This window comes from Mycobacterium sp. TY814 (assembly GCF_030755175.1).
GTDB lineage: Bacteria > Actinomycetota > Actinomycetes > Mycobacteriales > Mycobacteriaceae > Mycobacterium.
On the sequence record NZ_JAUFRY010000002.1, the window covers coordinates 1,048,719 to 1,066,740 of the forward strand.

The following is an 18,022-nucleotide window of genomic DNA, read 5'->3' on the forward strand; positions in this document are numbered from 1 at the left end:
GCGTCGCTTGCCATGACGGCACCCGAGACCGGCACCGAAACCGTCCCTGAAACCGTGGAGGCCTTCGCCGACCGAATGGTCTCGACGATCGACAACGCAAGCCTGACGCTGCTCCTGAGTCTGGGGCACCAGACCGGACTCCTGGAGACCATGGCTCGATTGGCGCCATCCACTAGCGCGGAGATCGCCGAAGCCGCCCAGCTCGACGAGCGTTACGTCCGAGAGTGGTTGGGCGGCATGACAACCGGCCGCGTCGTCGACTACGACGCCGAGACCGGGACCTATAGTTTGCCCGCCCACCGTGCGGCGGTACTGACCAGTGCGGCCGGGCCGGACAATCTCGCGCTGGTCGCACAGTTCGTGCCGCTGCTCAGCGAGGTCGAACAGAAGATCCTCGGCTGCTTCCGGGCCGGCGGCGGTCTGCCGTACAGCGAATATCCCCGCTTCCACACATTGATGGCCCAGCAGAGTGGTGTGGTGTTCGACGCCGGGCTCATCGACGTGGTGCTGCCCCTGGTGGACGGCCTGCCGGAACGTCTGCGCGCCGGCGCCGACGTCGCTGACTTCGGTTGCGGCAGTGGGCATGCCGTGAATGTGATGGCGCAGGCGTTTCCGGCCAGCCGGTTCACCGGCATCGACTTCTCCGAGGAGGCCATCGCCGCTGGCCGCGACGAGGCGGCGCGGCTCGGCCTGACGAATGCGGCTTTCGAAAGCCACGACCTGCCGACGCTGGACAGGGAGGCGGCCTACGACGTCATCGTGGTCTTCGACGCCATCCACGACCAGGCCCAGCCGGCGCGGGTGCTGGAGAACATCTACCGCGCATTGCGGCCGGGCGGTGTGTTCCTGATGGCAGACATCAAGGCATCGAGCCGACTCGAGGAGAACGTCGGCGTACCGATGAGCACCTACCTCTACACGGTGTCGTTGATGCACTGCATGACGGTGTCGCTGGCACACGGCGGAGCCGGGCTGGGAGCGGCGTGGGGCACGCAGCTGGCCACCTCGATGCTCGCCGACGCCGGCTTCGGCGACGTCGTGGTGGCCGAGGTCGAGTCGGACCCGATCAACAACTACTACATCGCCCGCAAATAGATGGCCGCCCTCGACGTCCTGGACGACTGGCCGGTCCCGAACGCCGCCGCCGCGGTGGTCGGACCGAAGGGGGTGCTGGCCTCCCACGGTGACACCGCGCGCGTCTTCGCGCTGGCATCGGTCACCAAGCCGATCGTGGCACGGGCCGCGCAGGTCGCGGTGGAGGAAGGCGTCGTCGATCTCGACACCGAGGCCGGCCCGCCCGGCTCCACCATCCGTCACCTGCTGGCGCATGCCTCGGGTCTTGCCATGCTTTCCGGCGATGTGCTGGCCCGCCCGGGAGCGCGCCGCATCTACTCCAACTACGGGTTCGCCGTGCTCGCCCAGACCATCGAGCGCGAGTCCGGCATCGAGTTCGGCCGCTACCTCACCGAGGCGGTATGCGAGCCGCTCGGCATGACTTCGACGCGACTCGACGGGGGCGCCGACACCGCCGGCTACGGCGCAACCTCCACGGTCGACGACCTGGTCCGGTTCGCGGGCGACCTGCTGCGCCCGGCGACGGTCTCGGAACAGATGCACGCCGACGCGACCAGCGTGCAGTTCCCGGGTCTGGACGGGGTGCTGCCCGGATACGGCTCCCAGCGGCCCAACGACTGGGGCCTGGGATTCGAGCTGCGCGACTCGAAGTCGCCGCACTGGACGGGCGCGGGCAACTCGGTGCGCACCTACGGTCATTTCGGCCAGTCAGGCGGCTTCATCTGGGTCGATCCCGACGCGGACCTGGCCCTGGTGGTGCTCACCGACCGCGACTTCGGCGAGTGGGCGTTGCAGCCGTGGCCGGCGCTGTCCGACGCGGTGCTCAGCGAGTACGCGTCAAAGGAAAATGCACACTAGCGCAACACAGGCATCACAGGGCACAATAGACACGCAAGACACAAGAAAAGATATCGCGCAGTATCTGCTTGATCGGATTCACCAGGTCGTTGGGGAAGACGTCCCTCGTGAAACCGAAGGAGCAAGAAGATGCGTGCGTCGAATCAGTTCGCCGACGTGACGGCTGGTGTGGTGTACGTCCACGCCTCGCCAGCGGCGGTGTGCCCGCATGTCGAGTGGGCGTTGTCGTCGACCTTGCAAGCCAAGGCGAATTTGGTGTGGACTCCGCAGCCGGCCATGCCCGGGCAGTTGCGCGCGGTCACCAATTGGGTGGGTCCCGTCGGGACAGGTGCCCGTCTGGCGAACGCGCTGCGCTCATGGTCGGTTCTGCGGTTTGAAGTGACCGAGGACCCCAGCCCCGGTGTCGACGGACACCGGTTCAGCCACACTCCGCAGCTGGGGTTGTGGAGCGGGCCGATGAGCGCCAACGGCGACATCATGGTGGGCGAGATGCGGTTGCGGACGTTGATGGCGCAGGGCGCCGACACCCTTGCGGCCGAGATGGATTCGGTGCTGGGCACCGCGTGGGACGAGGCACTCGAGCCGTACCGCGACGGCGGCGACGCCGGCGAGGTCACCTGGCTGAGCCGGGGAGTGGGCTAGCTTCGGCTTGCCGAGCAGACACAAACTCGCGTTGGAGCAGCCGCTCCCACGCGAGTTTGTGTCTGCTCGCGCCGGGAAGGCCACCAGTTGGCCCGCCCGACCAGTGCCGCCATCGCCGGCACCGTGATGGTGCGCACGACGAACGTGTCGACCAGCAGACCCGCGCCGATGATGAAACCGGTCTGCGCCAGGGTGGACATGCTGGCGCACATCAGCCCGAACATCGACGCGGCGAAGATGATGCCCGCCGAGGTGATCACGCCACCGGTCGAGCGCACCGCCCGGATGATGCCCGAGCGGATTCCGGCCGCCGCCTCTTCCCGGATGCGGGTGATCAGCAGCAGGTTGTAGTCCGCCCCCACCGCGACCAACACGATGAACGCCGTCGCCTGCACGTTCCAATAGATCGCCTGGTGCAACACGAACTGGAAGAAGACCACCCCCAGTCCGACCGCCGACATATACGAGATCACCACGGAGGCAATCAGATACAGCGGCGCCACCAGGGCGCGCAGCAGCAGAACCAGGATGAGGAAGACCACGACCAGGGTGGCGATGATGATCAGGGTCACGTCCCGGTCGTAGTACTGGCGCAGCGTGCTGTACATCGGGGTGGTGCCGACCATGGATATCGACGCGTCCGCCAGCGAGGTATTCGGCTGCGCACCGCGCGCGGTGTCGAGGATCGAGGCCACCTGATCCATCGCCGCCGGGCTGAACGGGTCCAGCTTCGTCTCCACCATGTAGCGCACCGAGTGCCCGTCGGGAGAGATGAACATCCGTGCGGCGTTCTTGAAGTCCTGCGAGGTGAGCACCGTGGGCGGGATGTACATGCCGGCCATGCCGGGCTGTGCCGCATCACGTTTCATCGACAGCAGCAGATCGGCCGCTTGATTCATGCCCGAGCCCATCTTCTTGGTCTGCTCGACGAGCGTCCGGACGCCGCGCGCCAGCTGCTGGCTGCCGTCGGCCAGCTTGTCGGCCGCCGCCTGCAGTTGTGCGATCCGCTGGGTGATGCCGGCGGCTCCGGCGCTCGCGGTGCGCAGGCTGTTGTCCGCGCTCGCGAGCATCGCGCTCACGTTCTGCACCGCGGCCTGCAGGTTCTGCATCGCCGACGGCACCAGGCGCGAGCGGCACGTCGTGTCGTCGGCGCAGAACGGACTGTTGGCCAGGGCATCCAGGACCGGGTTCCCGGCAACGTTGCTGGCCGTGACGGCTCCGTTGGCGAGCCCGCGCAGATGGTCCAGGAGGTTGGCGGCCCCGGTGAGCTGCTGTTGCACTCCGTTGAGCGTGCCGGTCACCTGTGCCACCGGCCCACTGGCGCCACGGATCTGGTCGCGAACCTGGGCGAGCGCCGCGGCCAGTTGGTCGGCCCCGTTGGTCAGCGCATCGAGGTCGTCGGTCTTGTCGCTGATCTGGGTCGAGGCGTCCGCGAGCTTGGAGCCCACCGCACCGGCCTGCACGCTGAGCTTGGCCTGGTCGAGCGGCTGACCGTCGGGCCGGGTGACGCCGCGCACCGCGGCGATGTCGGGCAGCTGGGACACCCGCTGTGCCATCTGGTCCAGGTCGGCCAGCGCCCGTGAGGTCCGCAGGTCATGGGGTGAGCGCACGTAGATGTACTGCGGCAGTAGCGCATTCGTCGAATAGTGCGCCGCCATCGTAGTGAAGCCGACGTTGCTCGGCGCCGACTGCGGTAGCTGCAGGCGGTCGTTGAAGGTGGGCCGCAGCAAGGCCGCGCAGTCGGCCAGCGTGAGCAGTACGGCCAGGCTCACCACCAGGTGGGCCTTGGGCCGGCGCACGATCGCGACGGCAGAGCGCCGCCACAGCCGGTCGGTCAGCCCGGGGCGCGGGGCCACCCAGCCGCGCCGGCCGGCGAGCACCAGGATGGCGGGCAACAGGGTGACGGCCGCGAAGAATGCGATCGCGATCGAAACCGCAAGGGCCGGGCCGATACTGGTGAATGCGGGCAGCCGGGTGAACACCATGCACAGGAAGGTGACCGCGACGGTGGCCGCCGACGCCGCGATGACTTCGCCGATCGAGCTCAGCGCCTTGCACACCGCCTGGTCGGAATCGCTGCCGGCGCGGATGTGCTCGTGATAGCGGCTGATCAGGAACACGGCGTAGTCGGTGCCGGCGCCCACGATCATCGCCGTCATCAGCGCGACCGTGAGCGCCGATACCCCGAGCCCCAGTTGAGCCAGGCCGGACACCACGCCCTGGGAAGTGGCGACCGAGATGCCGATGGTGAGCAGCGGCAGCAGCACGGTCATCGGCCGCCGATAGATCGCCATCAGAATGAGCAAGACCAGTATGGCCGTGGCGATCTCGATGATGTGCATGTCGTGGGTAGTCAGGATCGACATGTCGCCGACCATCGCCGCCTGTCCCGTCACCGCCGCGGTCAGCGACGAACCGGCGGTGACGCGTTGCGCGGTCTGCGCGATCCGCTGGTAAGCCTGCGACGACTCCGGGGACCCGGCCGGCGCCTTCAGGCTCACGGCCAGATAGATGGCCTTGTGGTCGGCGCTGGCCATGAAGGTGCGCAACGCGGGCGTGGTGAGGACGTCCTGCACATTGGCCACATCAGCGGTCTGACTGCGCAGCGTGGCGGCCAGCTTCCGGTAGGTGTCCTCGTCACCGGGTTGCAACCCCCGGTTGTCGGTGAGGACGACCAGCAGCAGGTTCTGTGCGGACTCGCCGAAGTCCCTGGCCATCTGATCGGCTGCCGCCATGGCGCTGGGCGGCAACGGCTGCAGCGGCCGGCTCTCGACCACCGTGGTCAGCGGTGTCAGGGTGGCAGCCAGCGCTGCGACGACGACGATCCAGGCGGCGATGACCACCCAGGGTGCGCGCACGGCGACCCGTCCCAACACCGAGAACACGCCGATCGGCATCGAGGTCCGCGCAGGGGCGAAGCGTTTCAACATGGTGACGTCCTTCTCGGTCAGGCGTAGGCACGCCCGCCCCGGCAGGTGCACAGCCTGCCGGCGGGCGTCGTGTTGACACCGAAGCTACGGCCGCCCCGGCGCCCGGTCGCGCTTGTCAGCGATAGTCGGACTTAGCCACGTTTGGCGAGGTTGTGCGCATTGTGCTCTGCTGCCGGCCAGCCCGCGGCGGAAGGGATGCCGAATTCCCGCAGAACCTCCGAAATATCCTTGAGCAGTTGGGCATTCGAGTTGCGATCGCACGGCTGATGGGACAGCGCCGAGAGGAAAATCTGTCCGTTGACACGCCCGGACACGAGCCCCAGCAGGCCGCCGGTCGGGCGCATCGTCGCCGCGGTAGACCGCGGATACAGCGACCTCATGGCCATGCAGTCGGCGTCGGTGCCGTCCGGCCGGTTGACCGCCGGGTCGATCACGCCGAGGTTGGAGGATCCGCTGGTCGTCGCACCCCCGAGAGCCACACCGACCATCCGTCGAACCGCCCACCGCGGCAGCCACGGAGTCAGGGGGAGCAGCGCCGAGCGCTCGTCGGGCATGGTGCCGCGGCGAACCAGCGCGTGCTTGATGGCGGCCCGGACCGGGGTCAGGTCCGTCGTCACCATGGTGGAGTCCACCTCGACGTCGACGGCCGTGATGGCGTTGGCCCGGGTATCGCCGTCGACCCGCTCGTTGACCGGTATCGCCACGGTGGCGCAGCCCGCGTCGGTGACGCGTCCGGTCCGCCGGGCAAGCCGGGCGGTGACCGCCGCCAGCAGCGCGTTGCCGGTGCCCCCGAGCGCCCGGGCGCGAGCGTCCCACCAGTCGCCATAGATATGCACCGTCGCCGTGGCCAGCGCCACGCGCTGGGGTGACCGCGGAGACCGGGCCGGCCGTGCGGTGGCGGTCCGGTGGGTGCCGCGTGCCAGACGTGCGGCGTCCCGCAGAGCCCGCCGGGTGGCGGGCAGGTCGCGCCGGGTCTGGCGGGTGTCCTCGCGAAGTGCCCGCCACCGCCGCCGCGAGCGGGCGGCCGGCCAGCTGACCGGATCGTCGTGCCCGCAGGCGGCGTCGGCCAATGCGGCGCAGATGCCGACGCCATCGGTGAGGCAGTGCGTGGTCACAAAACTCACCCCAGCGCCACCGTCGGTGAACGGGAGCACCGCCAGATGCCAGCCAGGTCCGCGTTCCGGGTCCAGCGCGATGTCCGCCTGTTCGTCCAGCCAGCTGTCGAAATGCTCACGCGGACGGGGTGATTCGATGATCTCGAGCTCGGGCTGGGCGGGTGTGGACACCCAGCGGTGGCGGCCGAAGGGTAGCGGTGAGCGTTCGATGCGCCGCGCGAGGCGTCCCCGCTGCAGGTGGTGGTGGAATCGGCGCAGACCGTCGAGATCGACGCCGCCCTGGTAGAGCCAGGCGCACTGCAGCACATTCGTGGAGCCCGTGGCACGCTCGGCCAGAAACGCGGCCTGGTCCATCAGATCGAGGACGTTACTCATCGCCGGGACGCATCCTGGTCCGCCAGCTGGGACAGCTCTGCGACGGTCAGCGAGAAGTCGTTCAGCACATCCGAAAGATGTTGTCGCAGTTCGGGCGTGGAGTTGGGGCGGCCCAGCTGGTAGGCCAGCACCGAGACGAAGACGTGCCGGCCCGTGCGGCCGGACAGCACCATCAGCAACCCGCCCAATCGGTCCATGATCGCCGAGGTCACCCCCGGCGCCAGTGACTTCATCGCCAAATGGTCGGCCTCGGTGCCGTCCGGCCGCAGGGCGGCTGCATCGATCGCTCCGAGGTTGGAGGCGATCACGCTGGCCGCCCCGCTGGCCGAGAGACCGACCCAGCGCCGCACCAGCCATTGCGGCAGCAAAGGAACCAGGGGCAGCAGTTGCCAGCGCTCGTTTTTCGACGTGGCGGCGCTGGTCAGCGCGTCCTTGATCGCGGCCCGAAGCGGCCGCAGGTCCGTTGTCGTCGGCGCGACCGCGAAATCGACATTCGTGATCGCGTTGGCCCGGGTATCGCCGGTCGTGCGTTCGTTCACCGGCACGGTCAGGGCAACCGTGCCGTCGGCGGTCAGCCGGCCCACGCGCTGGGCGAGGCGGGACGCGACGCCCGCGAGCAGCGTGTTGGGCGTCCCGCCGAGCGCTGCGGCGCGGGCGTCCCACTGGTCGGCGTCGACGAAGATCGTCGCAGTCGGGAGCGTCACGGGCTCGTCGGATCTGTCTTGCGGTGGCGGTGCGGCCGAATCCTGCTGCCGCCGAGCCGCTCTGGCGATGACGACGACGGCGCGCCCGATGGCCGGGATGTCACGCAGGGTCTGACCCGCGTCTTGGTACAGCGCCTGCCACCGGGGTCGGGAACCGGCGGCCGACCACCGGAACGGGCTGTGCCGCCCGGACGCCGCGTCCGCCAGCGCCGTGCACAGCCCGACTCCATCGGTGAGGCAGTGCGTGACCACCAGGCTCACTCCGGCCCCGCCATCGGTGAAGGGCAGCACCGCGAGATGCCATCCCGGCCCGTGTTCGGCATCCAGCGCGACGTCGGCCTGCTCGGCCAGCCAGGACTCGAACAGGGCACGCGGCCGTGGTGTTTCGGCGATCTCAAGCTCGCAGTCGCGGCGGGGTGAGACCCAGCGATGGCGGCCGAACGGCAGGGGTGAGCGTTCGACGCTGCGCGCCAGCGGGCCGTGCTGCAGGTGGCGGTGGAATCGTCGCAGCCCGTCGAGGTCGACGGCGCGGTCGTAGAGCCAGAAGCACTGCAGGAGGTTGGTCGCTCCGGTGGCGCGCTGGCCCAGAAACTGGGTTTGGTCATAGAGGTCCAGAACGTCGCTCATGATCGGGAACCTTTCGCGGTGGTCAGGTCGTCGGATGTGGTCGCGGTGAGCGAAAACTCGTCCAGCACGCACGAAATATGCTGTTGGAGAGCGGTATTGGAGTTGATCTGGCCCGGTTGATAGCCGAGCACCGAGATCGCGATCCGCCGGCCCACCGTCATCGCGTGCAACGACAGCAGGCCGCCGATCTGGCCCAGCATCGCCTCGGTCAGATCCGGGTAGACCGACCGCACGGCGACGTAGTCGGCGTCGAGGCCGTCTGGCCGGCTCAGGGCCGGTGGCGCCGTGCCCAGGTTGGACGCGACGACGACATTGGTCGCGCCGCCGGTGGCGACCCCCACCAGCCGGCGGGTGAGCCGCCGCGGCAGCCAGGGGATCAGGGGCAGCAGTGTCCGCCGCTCGTCGGGCAGTTCCCGGTAGCCGGTCAGCGCATGCTTGACGGCGGCCCGGATGACGCGCAGGTCGGCGGCCACCCTGGCCGGGTCCACCGTGATGTTCACCATCGTGACGGCGTTGGCGCGGGTGTCATCGGCGGCGCGTTCGTTGACGGGTATCGCCACGGCGACCGTGCCGTCGGCAGCCACCCGTCCGACCCGGTGCGCGAGCTTGACCGCCACCGCCGCGAACAACGTGTTGCTGGTTCCGCCGAGCGCGTGTGCGCGAGCTTCCCATTCCCCGGCGTCGACGAAAACCGTTGTGGTGGGCGCGGTGTACGGTTCGTCGGCGCCGGCGATCGGGAGGATCGGGGTGGCCCGGCCGCGGTTCTGCCGGGCGAACCGGGCGGCGGCGGCGAGGGCCCGGCAGACGGCGGGCATGTCGCGGGCGGTCTGCCGGGCGTCTTCGCGCAGCGCACGCCAGCGGGTGCGGGAGCCGGCGGCAGGCCAGTGCGCGGACGGCTCCCGGCCGCACGCCGCCTCGGCCACCGCGATGGCGCCGCCGACACCGTCGGTGAGGCAATGGCTGAGCACCAGGCTGACCCCGGTGCCGCCGTCGGTGAACGGCAACACCGCAAGGTGCCAACCCGGTCCGAACTCGGCATCCAGCGGGGTGTTGACCTGCTCAGTCAGCCAGGCGTCGAATTCCGCACGGGGCCGGGGCTGGTGAGCGATCTGCAGTGCGGACGGTCCGCGCTGGGACACCCAGCGGTGGCGGCCGAACGGCAACGGTGAGCGTTCGATGCTGCGCGCCAGCCGCCCCTGCAGCAGCTGGTGGTGAAATCGGCGCAGCCCGTCGATGTCGACCGGGCGGTTGTACACCCACACGCACTGGCCGACGCCGGCGGCTTGTTCGAGCCGAAAGAAGGTCTGATCGACCAGATCAAGGACGTTGCTCATCTGCCGGGGATCCTTTCCTGCACCGGCCATCCGGTCGTCGTGCTGAGCGCGAATTCGCTCAGCACATCCGAAACAAGGCCGTTGACAAAGCTGTTGGAGTTGCGGCCGTCCCGCTGATAGGAGACGACCGAGACGAAGACCGTGCCCCGCACGCGGCCCGAGAGCACCGACAGCAGCCCGCCGGAGCGGTCCGTCATCGCGGTAGTGGCATGCGCGGTGAGCGACCTCATCGCGAAGTGGTCGGCGTCGGTGCCGTCCGGCCGGTTCACGGCCGGATCGATGATCCCGACGTTGGATGCCCCGACGCTGACCGCACTGGTGGCGGCGGCATCGACCCATCGTCGGCCCAGCCGCTCGGGTATCACCGGAACCAGCGGCAGCAGGCGCCACCGCTGTTCGGGCTGCTCCGCGCAACGGATCAGCGCTTGCTTTGTGGCAGTGCGGATCTCGCGGAGATCCGTCGCGGCGTGCGTGGGGTTTGCCGTGAAGTCCACATTGGTGATGGCGTTGGCGCGGGTGTCGCCGGGGGCGCGTTGGCTGACCGCCATCGTCACCGCGACCGCACCGTCCGGGGTGGTCCGTCCCATCCGCTGGGCCATGCGGGCGGCCACCGCGACCAGCAACGTGTTGCTGGTCCCGCCGAGATCGCCGGCGCGGGAGTCCCACTCGTCGGCGTCGACGAAGGCGGTTGCGGTGGGGATGGTGATGCGGGCAGATGGTCCGGTCGGTGCGGCGACCTGTCCGCCGTCCCGGCGGTTGCGCCACGCGAACTGTGCCGCGACGGCGGCTGCCTTACCGATGGCCGGGACGTCACGCACGGTTTGCCAGACGTCTTCGCGCAGGGCCTGCGGCCGCGGGCGCGACCCGGCTGCCGGCCAGCGCCGTGGGAGATCGCGGCCCTGCGCCGCATCCGCGAGCGCTTCGCACAGCCCGACGGCATCGGTAAGGCAATGCGACGCAACCAGACTCACGCCCGCGCCGCCGTCGCTGAAGGGCACTACCGCCAGGTGCCAGCCGGGTCCGTGCTCGGCATCCAGCGGGGTGTCGGCCTGCCGGGCCAGCCACGTGTCGAAATCGGCGCGTGCACAACGCTCCTCGGCGATCTCCAGCTGGTTCTGCTGCCAGGGGGAGACCCAGCGGGGACGCCCGAACGGCAGTGGCGAGCGCTCGATTCGGCGGGCCAGTCTGCCGCGCTGCAGATGGTGATGGAACCGCCGCAGGCCGTCGATGGCTACGGGGCGGTCATACACCCAGGCGCACTGGATCACGTTGGTGACCTCGGCGGCCCGCTCGATGCGGAAGAAGGTGTGGTCGACCAGATCGACGACAGTGCTCACGGTGCTCACACCGATCCCTTGCTGATGACCGGAATGCCCTGCCCCGAGTTCGCATGCTCGGCAACCTCTTCCAGCCACGGCGGGGTGGACGGGGCGACGATACGCGCGAAGGCTCCGGCCAGTGCCGAGAGGTAGCGGCGTACCGACGTGCGTGCCTCGGTGTTGTCCGGAAAGGAGATGGTCGCGGTGGTCTTGTCGGCGTGCCGGGTGATCCAGACGTTGACCCCGCCGCGTGACAGATTGTCGCCGTAGGCGCCGAAGTTCGTTTGTTCGAACAAGGGCGCCAGGGGTAGCTTGCGGACGTCGATGAACGACACCATCGATTCCGAACGCTCGGGGGGCGCGATTCCCAGCTGTTCCGGCGTCGCCAGTTGCAGTACCCGGTCGAACGGGACACCGGCCAGACGCTTGGCGGCGTCGAACGATTCCTGCGCGGCGCGGGCCATCCGGGGGAAGGATCCGGAGCCGATGGAGACACTGATCGGTACCAGGCTGGCGAACCAGCCGACGGTGAGAGTGTCCAGGCCGGGTGTACGGGTGTCGTAGGGGGTGAATCCGTAGTAGGTCGTGGCGCCGGTCAGGTCATGCTCGGCCTGCGCGGCACAGGCCAGGACACCGCCACTGAAGCGTGCACCGGCGGCCAGGCAGGCGGCGTCGAACGATTCCGTCCCGGCGGCGTCGAGCAGGTCGACCGTCAGAAAGTCGCCCGTGGTGGTGACATCGACGTCCCCGAGCGGAAGCGGGAAACGGGGCCAGTGTCCACCGGTGCCCTCCATGAAGGAGATCCACTCCCTGACCTCTGGCGATGTGAGCGTCAGGCGCGCTATCCGCTCGTGCTGCCGCGCCGCGTAACGCCGATAGCTGGCGATCTCCGGAGTGACGGGTTGCTGCGCCGGGTTCTGCGTCAGCGCGTCATAGGAGAGATGGATATCGAAGAAGATCAGGCCGGCCGACATGCCGTCGATGTAGAGATGGTCGACGCTGGTGTAGAAGGTGAAGTAGTCGGCGTGCTGGATGACCCCGAAGGTGATGCAGCCCCACTCCAGCGTGCCCGGGGTGCTGGTCAGCGCATGGTTGCGTATCTGTTCGGTGTTCATCCGGCCGAATTGGACGGGGTGGAAGGCGATGACATCGGGGTTCTCGATGCGCCGGCGCTGGATTGCCGCACCGTCGAATTCGAACCAGTCGTGGTAGCTGTCGTGGCGGCGCACATGGGTGTTGATCGCGGCCGTCATTGCGCCGATGTCGCAGGTGCCGGCGATGTCCCAGGCCACGACCATCAACCGGGGCAGGGTGTGGCCGGCTTCCTGAGCGGCCAGGGCCGACCGAAGGTGTTGCTCCCGTTGGTAACTGGGAGCCAGAGTGCTGTGCGGCGCCGTCCGTGCCGCGGCGCGTGCCGCCGGGGTGGCCGTCCAGGTGGTGACCAGCCCGTGCGGCGGTCGCCATTCGTTGATCGTGCCCAGTCCTACCATCGCTCGATCCCTTTCGCGTGTGCCGGCCGTGTATGGCAGGCAAAACCACTGGGGTGCCTGGATTTCGCCGGCGGAAATCCTGTGCGTGGTTGGGCGGAGCGCGCCTGCCAATCGGTTGATCACAAACCTAGGAATTCGGCGGCGAGCCGTCACGGTTGTGGTCGATAGCCGGAGTAAACGACGATTGCAGGGTTTTGCGCGTTATGCTCACGCAGTGGTGCGGCGGACGTGGATTACGTCGCGGGAACGTGCGCGAAATGGTCGATCAGTGCTTGCTGATCGACGCCGTCTCGCGGACGGGCACTTAGGTGACGGGCCCTGATATCGGCTTGGCCGACACCGGCATATCGACATTGCCCGCGCAGGTGCCGCTGGCGATATCGGTGTGGAAGACGCCGGTGAGAATGCCGTATTGCCCTGGGGTGTAGACGGTTATCGATTTGGCCGGGTCGTATTCGATGGTGCCGTCCGGCAGCAGGCAGTCCCATTTCCAGGTCATCTCGCGCACCCATTGCGAGCCGTTCCAGGTGAATTCGATTGTCCGGGGCATCGATTCGTTCTTCGGTACCGGCGGGTTGTCGACCGTGGCGACGCAGACGCCCGCGGCGCAGCTGGAGGTGAAGGAGACGGTGGAGCGGTGGGCGAATTCGGGCTGGCCCGCTGCCACACTGGTGCCGGATTTGGCGTTGGCGCCGAGCACGACGAGGTATTCACCGTTCCAGGAGGCGACTTCACCCGCGTGCGCCACCGGCGCCACGCACAACGGAACCCCTATGGCCGCTACCGCGGCCAACCCGGTCTTGACGAACACTGACATGCTGAACATGTCGCGTCGCGTGACCGGTTCGTTACACCTTGTGGGCCGGCCTCAGCACCTGCAGCGCGGCCGGAACCGCGGAGATCTCGGCCGGCAGCGGACAGGCGAAGTCACCGTCGGCGTACACGTTGATGCCGGGGCATTCGACTTCGACGGTCTTGGCTCGCGCGGTGGTGACTTCGTCGAGCCCCACATGCGTGCCTTTGAGGGCGGTGGGGAAGAAGCGGATCAGCTTCGTGCGCGACTCTGACCGCACCATGGTCAGATCCAGCAGGCCGTCCGAACGGTCGGCGTTCGGGCAGATCAGCATCCCGCCGCCGTAGCTGCGGGTGTTGCCGAAGGCAGTCATGGTGAGGTCGGTTTCGATCACCTGCTGCCCGTCGAGCACCAGCCGGAACGGCAGCAACCGCAATTGCGACAGCTCGGCGAACATGGCGATGTAGTACCGCATCCGCCCGTGCGGCCAGGTCATCCGGTTCGCCCGATCGGTCACCAGCGAGTCGAATCCCGTTGCCGCCACGGTGCCGAACCACTTGTTGACGCCGTGCTGGTCGCGGATCCGGCCCAGGTCAATGGTTTCCGTCCAGCCGTCCACCACGATGTCCGCCGCGGCTTCGGGATCCTTGGTGGGGATACCGAATTCACGCGCGTGGTCGTTACCGGTGCCCGCCGGGATGATCCCCAGCGGCACATCGGTTTGCGCCAGCACCTGCAGGGCGTTGGAGATGACGCCGTCGCCGCCGGTGACGACGACCGCGTCAGTGCCCTTCTCCAGCGCCGCGGCGACCAGAAAGCGTGCGTCTTCGGCGCCGTCGCCGATGATCTCGACGACTTCGATGCCGCGTTTGTGGAACCGGGCGATCGCGCGTTGCGCCGCCTCGATCGCGGCACCGTGTCCCGACAGGGGATTGGTCAGCGCGGTGACCTTGGCGATCTCGCGCCGGCTCAGGACGGGGGACTGCTGCGTCACGGAATCAGTTTGCCGGGGTTGAGAATTCCGGCTGGATCCAGGGTGGCCTTGGCCGCGCGCAACAATTGCACCCCGAGGTCGCCCACTTCGTCTCGCATCCATGCCCGGTGGTCGGCTCCGACGGCATGGTGGTGGGTGATGGTGCCACCGGTGGCCATGATCGCGTCACACGCCGCCTTCTTCGCCGCCCACCACTGCTCGACCGGATTGCCGCGCTGGCCGGCGACCACGGTGAAGTACAGCGAGGCGCCGGTGGGGTAGACGTGCGACACGTGGCACATCACCAGCGCCGGGGTGCCCGACTCGCCCAGCGAACTGGTCAGCGCCTCGGTGACGGCGGCCTTGAGGGCGGGAATGTTGGACCAGTCGGTGGCGGTCTCCAGCGTCTCGCAGAGCGCGCCCGCGGCCAGCAGTGAGTCGCGCAGGTACGGAGCGCTGAACCGGCCGTGCTCCCACGTCTTGGCCGGGCCTTCGCCCAGCGAGGTGCCGCCGCTGGCTTCCAGCAGCGCCCGGGTCTCGGCGTGTCGGCTCTCGGCGTGCTCCTTGGTGCCCTCGAACAGCGTCAGACCCAGACATCCACCGCTGCTTTGGTTTTCACCGATCGTCTCGTGAGTGGCGAGGTTGATGCCGGTCTCCGCCTCATCCGAAAGGCGCACCACGGTGGGGCCGGTGCCGGTCTGGGTGATGGCACGCAATGCGGCGACCCCGGTTGCGAAGTCCGGGAACGACCACGCCTCGTAGCTGGTGGTCTCCGGGACGGGGTGCACCCGCAATCGCACCTTGGTGATGACCCCCAGGGTGCCTTCGGAGCCGATGGCCAGCTGGCGCAGATCCGGACCGGCGGCCGAAGCCGCCACCCGCCCCAGGTCCCAGATGCCGACGGGGGTGACCATGCGCAGTCCGATGATCATGTCGTTGAACCGGCCGTAGCCGGCGGAGTCCTGGCCGGACGAGCGGGTCGCCGCGAAACCGCCGATGGTGGCGTACTCGAAGCTCTGCGGGAAGTGCCCGAGGGAGAAACCGTGTTCGCCGAGCAGGCGTTCGGCGTCCGGGCCGGTGACGCCGCCGCCCAGTTCCGCGATGCCCGACACCGGGTCCAGGGAGTGCAACTCGTCGAAGCGACGCAGGTCCAGCGAGATGACGGCGGCGAACTGCCCGCGGGTGGGATCCAGGCCCCCGGTGACGTTGGTGCCGCCGCCGAACGGGACGACTGCGATGCCGTGGTCGGAGCAGTAGCGCAATATTTCCAAGATCGTGTCGTCATTGCCGGGGAGCAGCACCGCGTCGGGCGCATCCTGGACGCCGCGGTCTTTGCGTCGCAGCATGTCGGGGGTGGACTTGCCGCCGGCGCGCAGCAACCGGTCGCGGTCAGCGGTACGGAAGTACTCGCTGCCGACGATCTTGGCGAGCCCGTCCCGGGCTTCCTGCGACAGGGCGCATTCGCGCAGCTTCACCTCGTTGGGCTGCAGCTCGTCCTCATCCGAATCTTCAAGGCCCACAACCTGCTTCAGCAGACCGCGGATTCCATCGGAGAGTGGCTTGGCCGCGGCGGGATCCCCCCACGCGTTCCATTTCATCGGCGGAAGGAGTTCCTCAAGGTGCGTCATGCGTTACAGTATTACACATGGTGTCAATGAGTAATGACCCAAATTTGGATACCGGGGACCGAATATTAGCTGCGGCGGCCAGCTGCGTGGTCGATTTCGGTGCCGACCGGGTGACTCTCGCCGAGATCGCCCGCCGCGCCGGCGTGAGCCGTCCGACGGTCTACCGCCGATGGCCGGACACGCAGTCGATCATGTCGACGCTGCTGACCGACCACATCACCAACGTGATGCGCGAGGTGCCTTTCGCCGGCAACGACCGGGAGGCGCTGGTTCGGCAGGTGGTGGCGGTGGCCGACCGGTTGCGCCGCGACGAGCTGATCATGTCGGTGATGCACTCGGAGCTGGCCCGGGTCTACATCACCGAGCGCCTGGGTGCCAGCCAGCAGTTCCTGATCGAAGGGCTGGCCCAGCGGCTGGCCGAGGCGCAGCGGGCCGGCACCGTCCGGCCCGGTGACCCCCGTCAGTTCGCGACCATGATTCTGCTGATCGCCCAGTCCACCATCCAATCCGCCGACATCGTCAAACCGATCCTCGACGACGAGGCCCTGGCCACCCAACTCGCCTACACACTGAACGGATACCTGTCGTGATGGACAACCTGACCGCGCTCAACGCCGCTCGTCGCACCGCAGACCTCACCGCCCTGGCCGACGGCGCCGAGCTCGACGTCGTCGTCATCGGTGGTGGCATCACCGGCGTCGGCATCGCCCTGGACGCCGCGTCGCGCGGCCTGCGCACCGCGCTGGTGGAGAAACACGACCTGGCGTTCGGCACCAGCCGGTGGAGTTCGAAACTGGTGCACGGCGGTCTGCGCTACCTGGCCAGCGGCAATATCGGCATCGCGCGCCGCAGCGCCATCGAGCGCGGAATCCTGATGTCGCGCAACGCCCCTCATCTGGTGCACGCGATGCCGCAGCTGGTTCCCCTGCTGCCGGCGATGAACCACTTCAACCGTGCCCTGGTGCGGGTCGGCTTTCTGGCCGGTGACGCGCTGCGGGTGATGGCGGGCACGTCGTCCTCGACGTTGCCCCGGTCGCGGCGGATCTCGGCAAGCCGGGTGGTCGAGCTGGCACCCACGGTGAAGCGCGACGGCCTGGCGGGGGGACTGCTCAACTACGACGGGCAGTTGATCGACGATGCGCGGCTGGTGACGGCGGTGGCGCGTACCGCGGCCCAGCACGGCGCCCGGATCTTGACCTATGTGGCCGCCTCGGAGGCCACCGCCACCTCGGTGCGGCTGACCGACCAGCGGACCGGCGAGTCGTTCGAGGTGAAGGCCGGCGCGGTGATCAATGCGGCCGGGGTGTGGGGCGGTGACATCGACCCGGCCTTGAAGCTACGGCCCAGCCGCGGAACACATCTGGTGTTCGACGCTGCGGCGTTCGGCAATCCGACTGCGGCGCTGACCATTCCGATCCCGGGCGAGGTGAACAGGTTCGTGTTCGCCATGCCCGAGCAACTCGGCCGGATCTACCTCGGGCTGACCGACGAGGATGCGCCCGGCCCGATTCCCGATGTCCCGGAGCCCTCTTCGGCAGAGATCGCCTTCCTGCTGGACACGGTAAACACCGCGCTGGGCACCACCGTTTCGTCGTCGGACGTGATCGGGTCTTACGCCGGGCTGCGGCCGCTGATCGACACCGGTTCGGGCCGGACCGCCGACGTATCCCGCGACCACGCGATCTTCGAGTCGCCGACCGGGGTGATCAGCGTGGTGGGCGGCAAGCTCACTGAATACCGTTACATGGCAGAGGATGTGCTCAACCGGGCGATTGAGCTGCGCACGTTGCGCGCCGGGCAGTGCCGGACCCGCAACCTGCCGCTGATCGGGGCGTCGGCCAACCCGGGCCCCGCCGCGGGGCCGGGTAACGTGCCGGCGTCCATGGTGGCGCGGTACGGCGCCGAGGCGGCCAACGTGGTTGCGGTGGCCACCTGCGAGCGGCCGACCGAGCCGGTTGCCGACGGCATCGACGTGACGCGGGCGGAGTTCGAGTACGCCGTGACCCACGAGGGCGCACTGGACGTCGGTGACATTCTCGATCGCCGGACCCGCATCGGTCTGGTGCCGCGTGACCGCGAGAAGGCGGTCGCGGTAGCTGAGGAGTTCCTGGCAGGTGTCGGCTGACCCTCGCTATGCCACGACGCGAGTTGTAGTTTCGT

At 68.5% G+C, this 18,022-nt stretch carries 14 protein-coding genes; 5 read left to right on the forward strand and 9 right to left on the reverse strand.

Annotated elements, in window-relative coordinates; all coding sequences use genetic code 11:
* The first annotated feature begins 12 nt into the window (after positions 1-12).
* From QXH22_RS18240 to QXH22_RS18250, 3 genes are all read left to right on the forward strand, one after another.
* On the forward strand, positions 13-1,095 hold the full coding sequence (locus QXH22_RS18240; RefSeq protein ID WP_306239901.1) for a class I SAM-dependent methyltransferase: 1,083 nt from the start codon (positions 13-15) through the stop codon (positions 1,093-1,095).
* Complete coding sequence (locus tag QXH22_RS18245; protein ID WP_306276556.1) at positions 1,096-1,932, forward strand: serine hydrolase; 837 nt, start codon at positions 1,096-1,098, stop codon at positions 1,930-1,932.
* A gap of 129 nt (positions 1,933-2,061) precedes the next feature.
* Positions 2,062-2,574, forward strand: coding sequence for a DUF3145 domain-containing protein (locus tag QXH22_RS18250; protein ID WP_055577186.1), 513 nt, complete (start codon positions 2,062-2,064; stop codon positions 2,572-2,574).
* Here the strand turns inward: QXH22_RS18250 and QXH22_RS18255 are convergent.
* From QXH22_RS18255 to QXH22_RS18295, 9 genes are all read right to left on the reverse strand, one after another.
* Entirely contained in the window at positions 2,571-5,504 is a 2,934-nt protein-coding gene (locus tag QXH22_RS18255; RefSeq protein WP_306276557.1) for an RND family transporter, read from the reverse strand. The genes QXH22_RS18250 and QXH22_RS18255 overlap by 4 nt on opposite strands.
* A 131-nt stretch (positions 5,505-5,635) precedes the next feature.
* Positions 5,636-6,994: a hypothetical protein gene (locus QXH22_RS18260; RefSeq protein WP_306276558.1), complete on the reverse strand. Its 1,359-nt coding sequence runs from the start codon at positions 6,992-6,994 to the stop codon at positions 5,636-5,638.
* On the reverse strand, positions 6,991-8,325 hold the full coding sequence (locus QXH22_RS18265) for a hypothetical protein (RefSeq protein WP_306276560.1): 1,335 nt from the start codon (positions 8,323-8,325) through the stop codon (positions 6,991-6,993). Before QXH22_RS18265 ends, QXH22_RS18260 begins: the two co-directional genes overlap by 4 nt.
* Positions 8,322-9,659, reverse strand: coding sequence for a hypothetical protein (locus tag QXH22_RS18270; protein ID WP_306276561.1), 1,338 nt, complete (start codon positions 9,657-9,659; stop codon positions 8,322-8,324). Before QXH22_RS18270 ends, QXH22_RS18265 begins: the two co-directional genes overlap by 4 nt.
* Positions 9,656-10,996 carry a hypothetical protein gene (locus QXH22_RS18275; RefSeq protein WP_306276918.1) on the reverse strand — a complete coding sequence of 447 codons (1,341 nt, stop codon included), beginning with the start codon at positions 10,994-10,996 and terminating at the stop codon, positions 9,656-9,658. Before QXH22_RS18275 ends, QXH22_RS18270 begins: the two co-directional genes overlap by 4 nt.
* A gap of 5 nt (positions 10,997-11,001) precedes the next feature.
* Positions 11,002-12,468 (reverse strand): condensation domain-containing protein, encoded by a 1,467-nt coding sequence (locus QXH22_RS18280; protein ID WP_306276562.1) that lies wholly within the window; start codon positions 12,466-12,468, stop codon positions 11,002-11,004.
* 304 nt (positions 12,469-12,772) lie between these two features.
* Positions 12,773-13,285, reverse strand: coding sequence for a hypothetical protein (locus QXH22_RS18285; RefSeq protein ID WP_306239908.1), 513 nt, complete (start codon positions 13,283-13,285; stop codon positions 12,773-12,775).
* A gap of 31 nt (positions 13,286-13,316) precedes the next feature.
* A complete protein-coding gene (locus QXH22_RS18290; protein WP_306244095.1) occupies positions 13,317-14,234 on the reverse strand; it encodes a diacylglycerol kinase in 918 nt (305 codons plus the stop codon).
* A 17-nt stretch (positions 14,235-14,251) separates the two neighbouring features.
* Positions 14,252-15,832, reverse strand: coding sequence for an FAD-binding oxidoreductase (locus QXH22_RS18295; protein WP_371934280.1), 1,581 nt, complete (start codon positions 15,830-15,832; stop codon positions 14,252-14,254).
* 47 nt (positions 15,833-15,879) lie between these two features.
* Here QXH22_RS18295 and QXH22_RS18300 point away from each other — a divergent pair, with 47 nt between their 5' ends.
* Together QXH22_RS18300 and QXH22_RS18305 are read left to right on the forward strand one after the other, a co-directional pair.
* Positions 15,880-16,452: a TetR/AcrR family transcriptional regulator gene (locus QXH22_RS18300; RefSeq protein ID WP_306239909.1), complete on the forward strand. Its 573-nt coding sequence runs from the start codon at positions 15,880-15,882 to the stop codon at positions 16,450-16,452.
* The gene (locus QXH22_RS18305) at positions 16,452-17,987 is read left to right on the forward strand and encodes a glycerol-3-phosphate dehydrogenase/oxidase (protein WP_306276564.1); all 1,536 of its coding nucleotides are present in this window, start codon (positions 16,452-16,454) and stop codon (positions 17,985-17,987) included. Before QXH22_RS18300 ends, QXH22_RS18305 begins: the two co-directional genes overlap by 1 nt.
* The last annotated feature ends 35 nt before the right edge of the window (positions 17,988-18,022 follow it).

What these genes read in the sequence shown, in the direction of transcription:
- QXH22_RS18240 (WP_306239901.1), top strand. Translation starts at nt 13, where the DNA reads ATGACGGCACCCGAGACCGGCACCGAAACCGTCCCTGAAACCGTGGAG.
- QXH22_RS18250 (WP_055577186.1), top strand. Translation starts at nt 2,062, where the DNA reads ATGCGTGCGTCGAATCAGTTCGCCGACGTGACGGCTGGTGTGGTGTAC.
- QXH22_RS18265 (WP_306276560.1), bottom strand. Translation starts at nt 8,325, where the DNA reads ATGAGCGACGTTCTGGACCTCTATGACCAAACCCAGTTTCTGGGCCAG.
- QXH22_RS18280 (WP_306276562.1), bottom strand. Translation starts at nt 12,468, where the DNA reads ATGGTAGGACTGGGCACGATCAACGAATGGCGACCGCCGCACGGGCTG.
- QXH22_RS18295 (WP_371934280.1), bottom strand. Translation starts at nt 15,832, where the DNA reads ATGAAATGGAACGCGTGGGGGGATCCCGCCGCGGCCAAGCCACTCTCC.
- QXH22_RS18245 (WP_306276556.1), top strand. Translation starts at nt 1,096, where the DNA reads ATGGCCGCCCTCGACGTCCTGGACGACTGGCCGGTCCCGAACGCCGCC.
- QXH22_RS18270 (WP_306276561.1), bottom strand. Translation starts at nt 9,659, where the DNA reads ATGAGCAACGTCCTTGATCTGGTCGATCAGACCTTCTTTCGGCTCGAA.
- QXH22_RS18255 (WP_306276557.1), bottom strand. Translation starts at nt 5,504, where the DNA reads ATGTTGAAACGCTTCGCCCCTGCGCGGACCTCGATGCCGATCGGCGTG.
- QXH22_RS18285 (WP_306239908.1), bottom strand. Translation starts at nt 13,285, where the DNA reads ATGTCAGTGTTCGTCAAGACCGGGTTGGCCGCGGTAGCGGCCATAGGG.
- QXH22_RS18260 (WP_306276558.1), bottom strand. Translation starts at nt 6,994, where the DNA reads ATGAGTAACGTCCTCGATCTGATGGACCAGGCCGCGTTTCTGGCCGAG.
- QXH22_RS18305 (WP_306276564.1), top strand. Translation starts at nt 16,452, where the DNA reads ATGGACAACCTGACCGCGCTCAACGCCGCTCGTCGCACCGCAGACCTC.
- QXH22_RS18300 (WP_306239909.1), top strand. Translation starts at nt 15,880, where the DNA reads ATGGTGTCAATGAGTAATGACCCAAATTTGGATACCGGGGACCGAATA.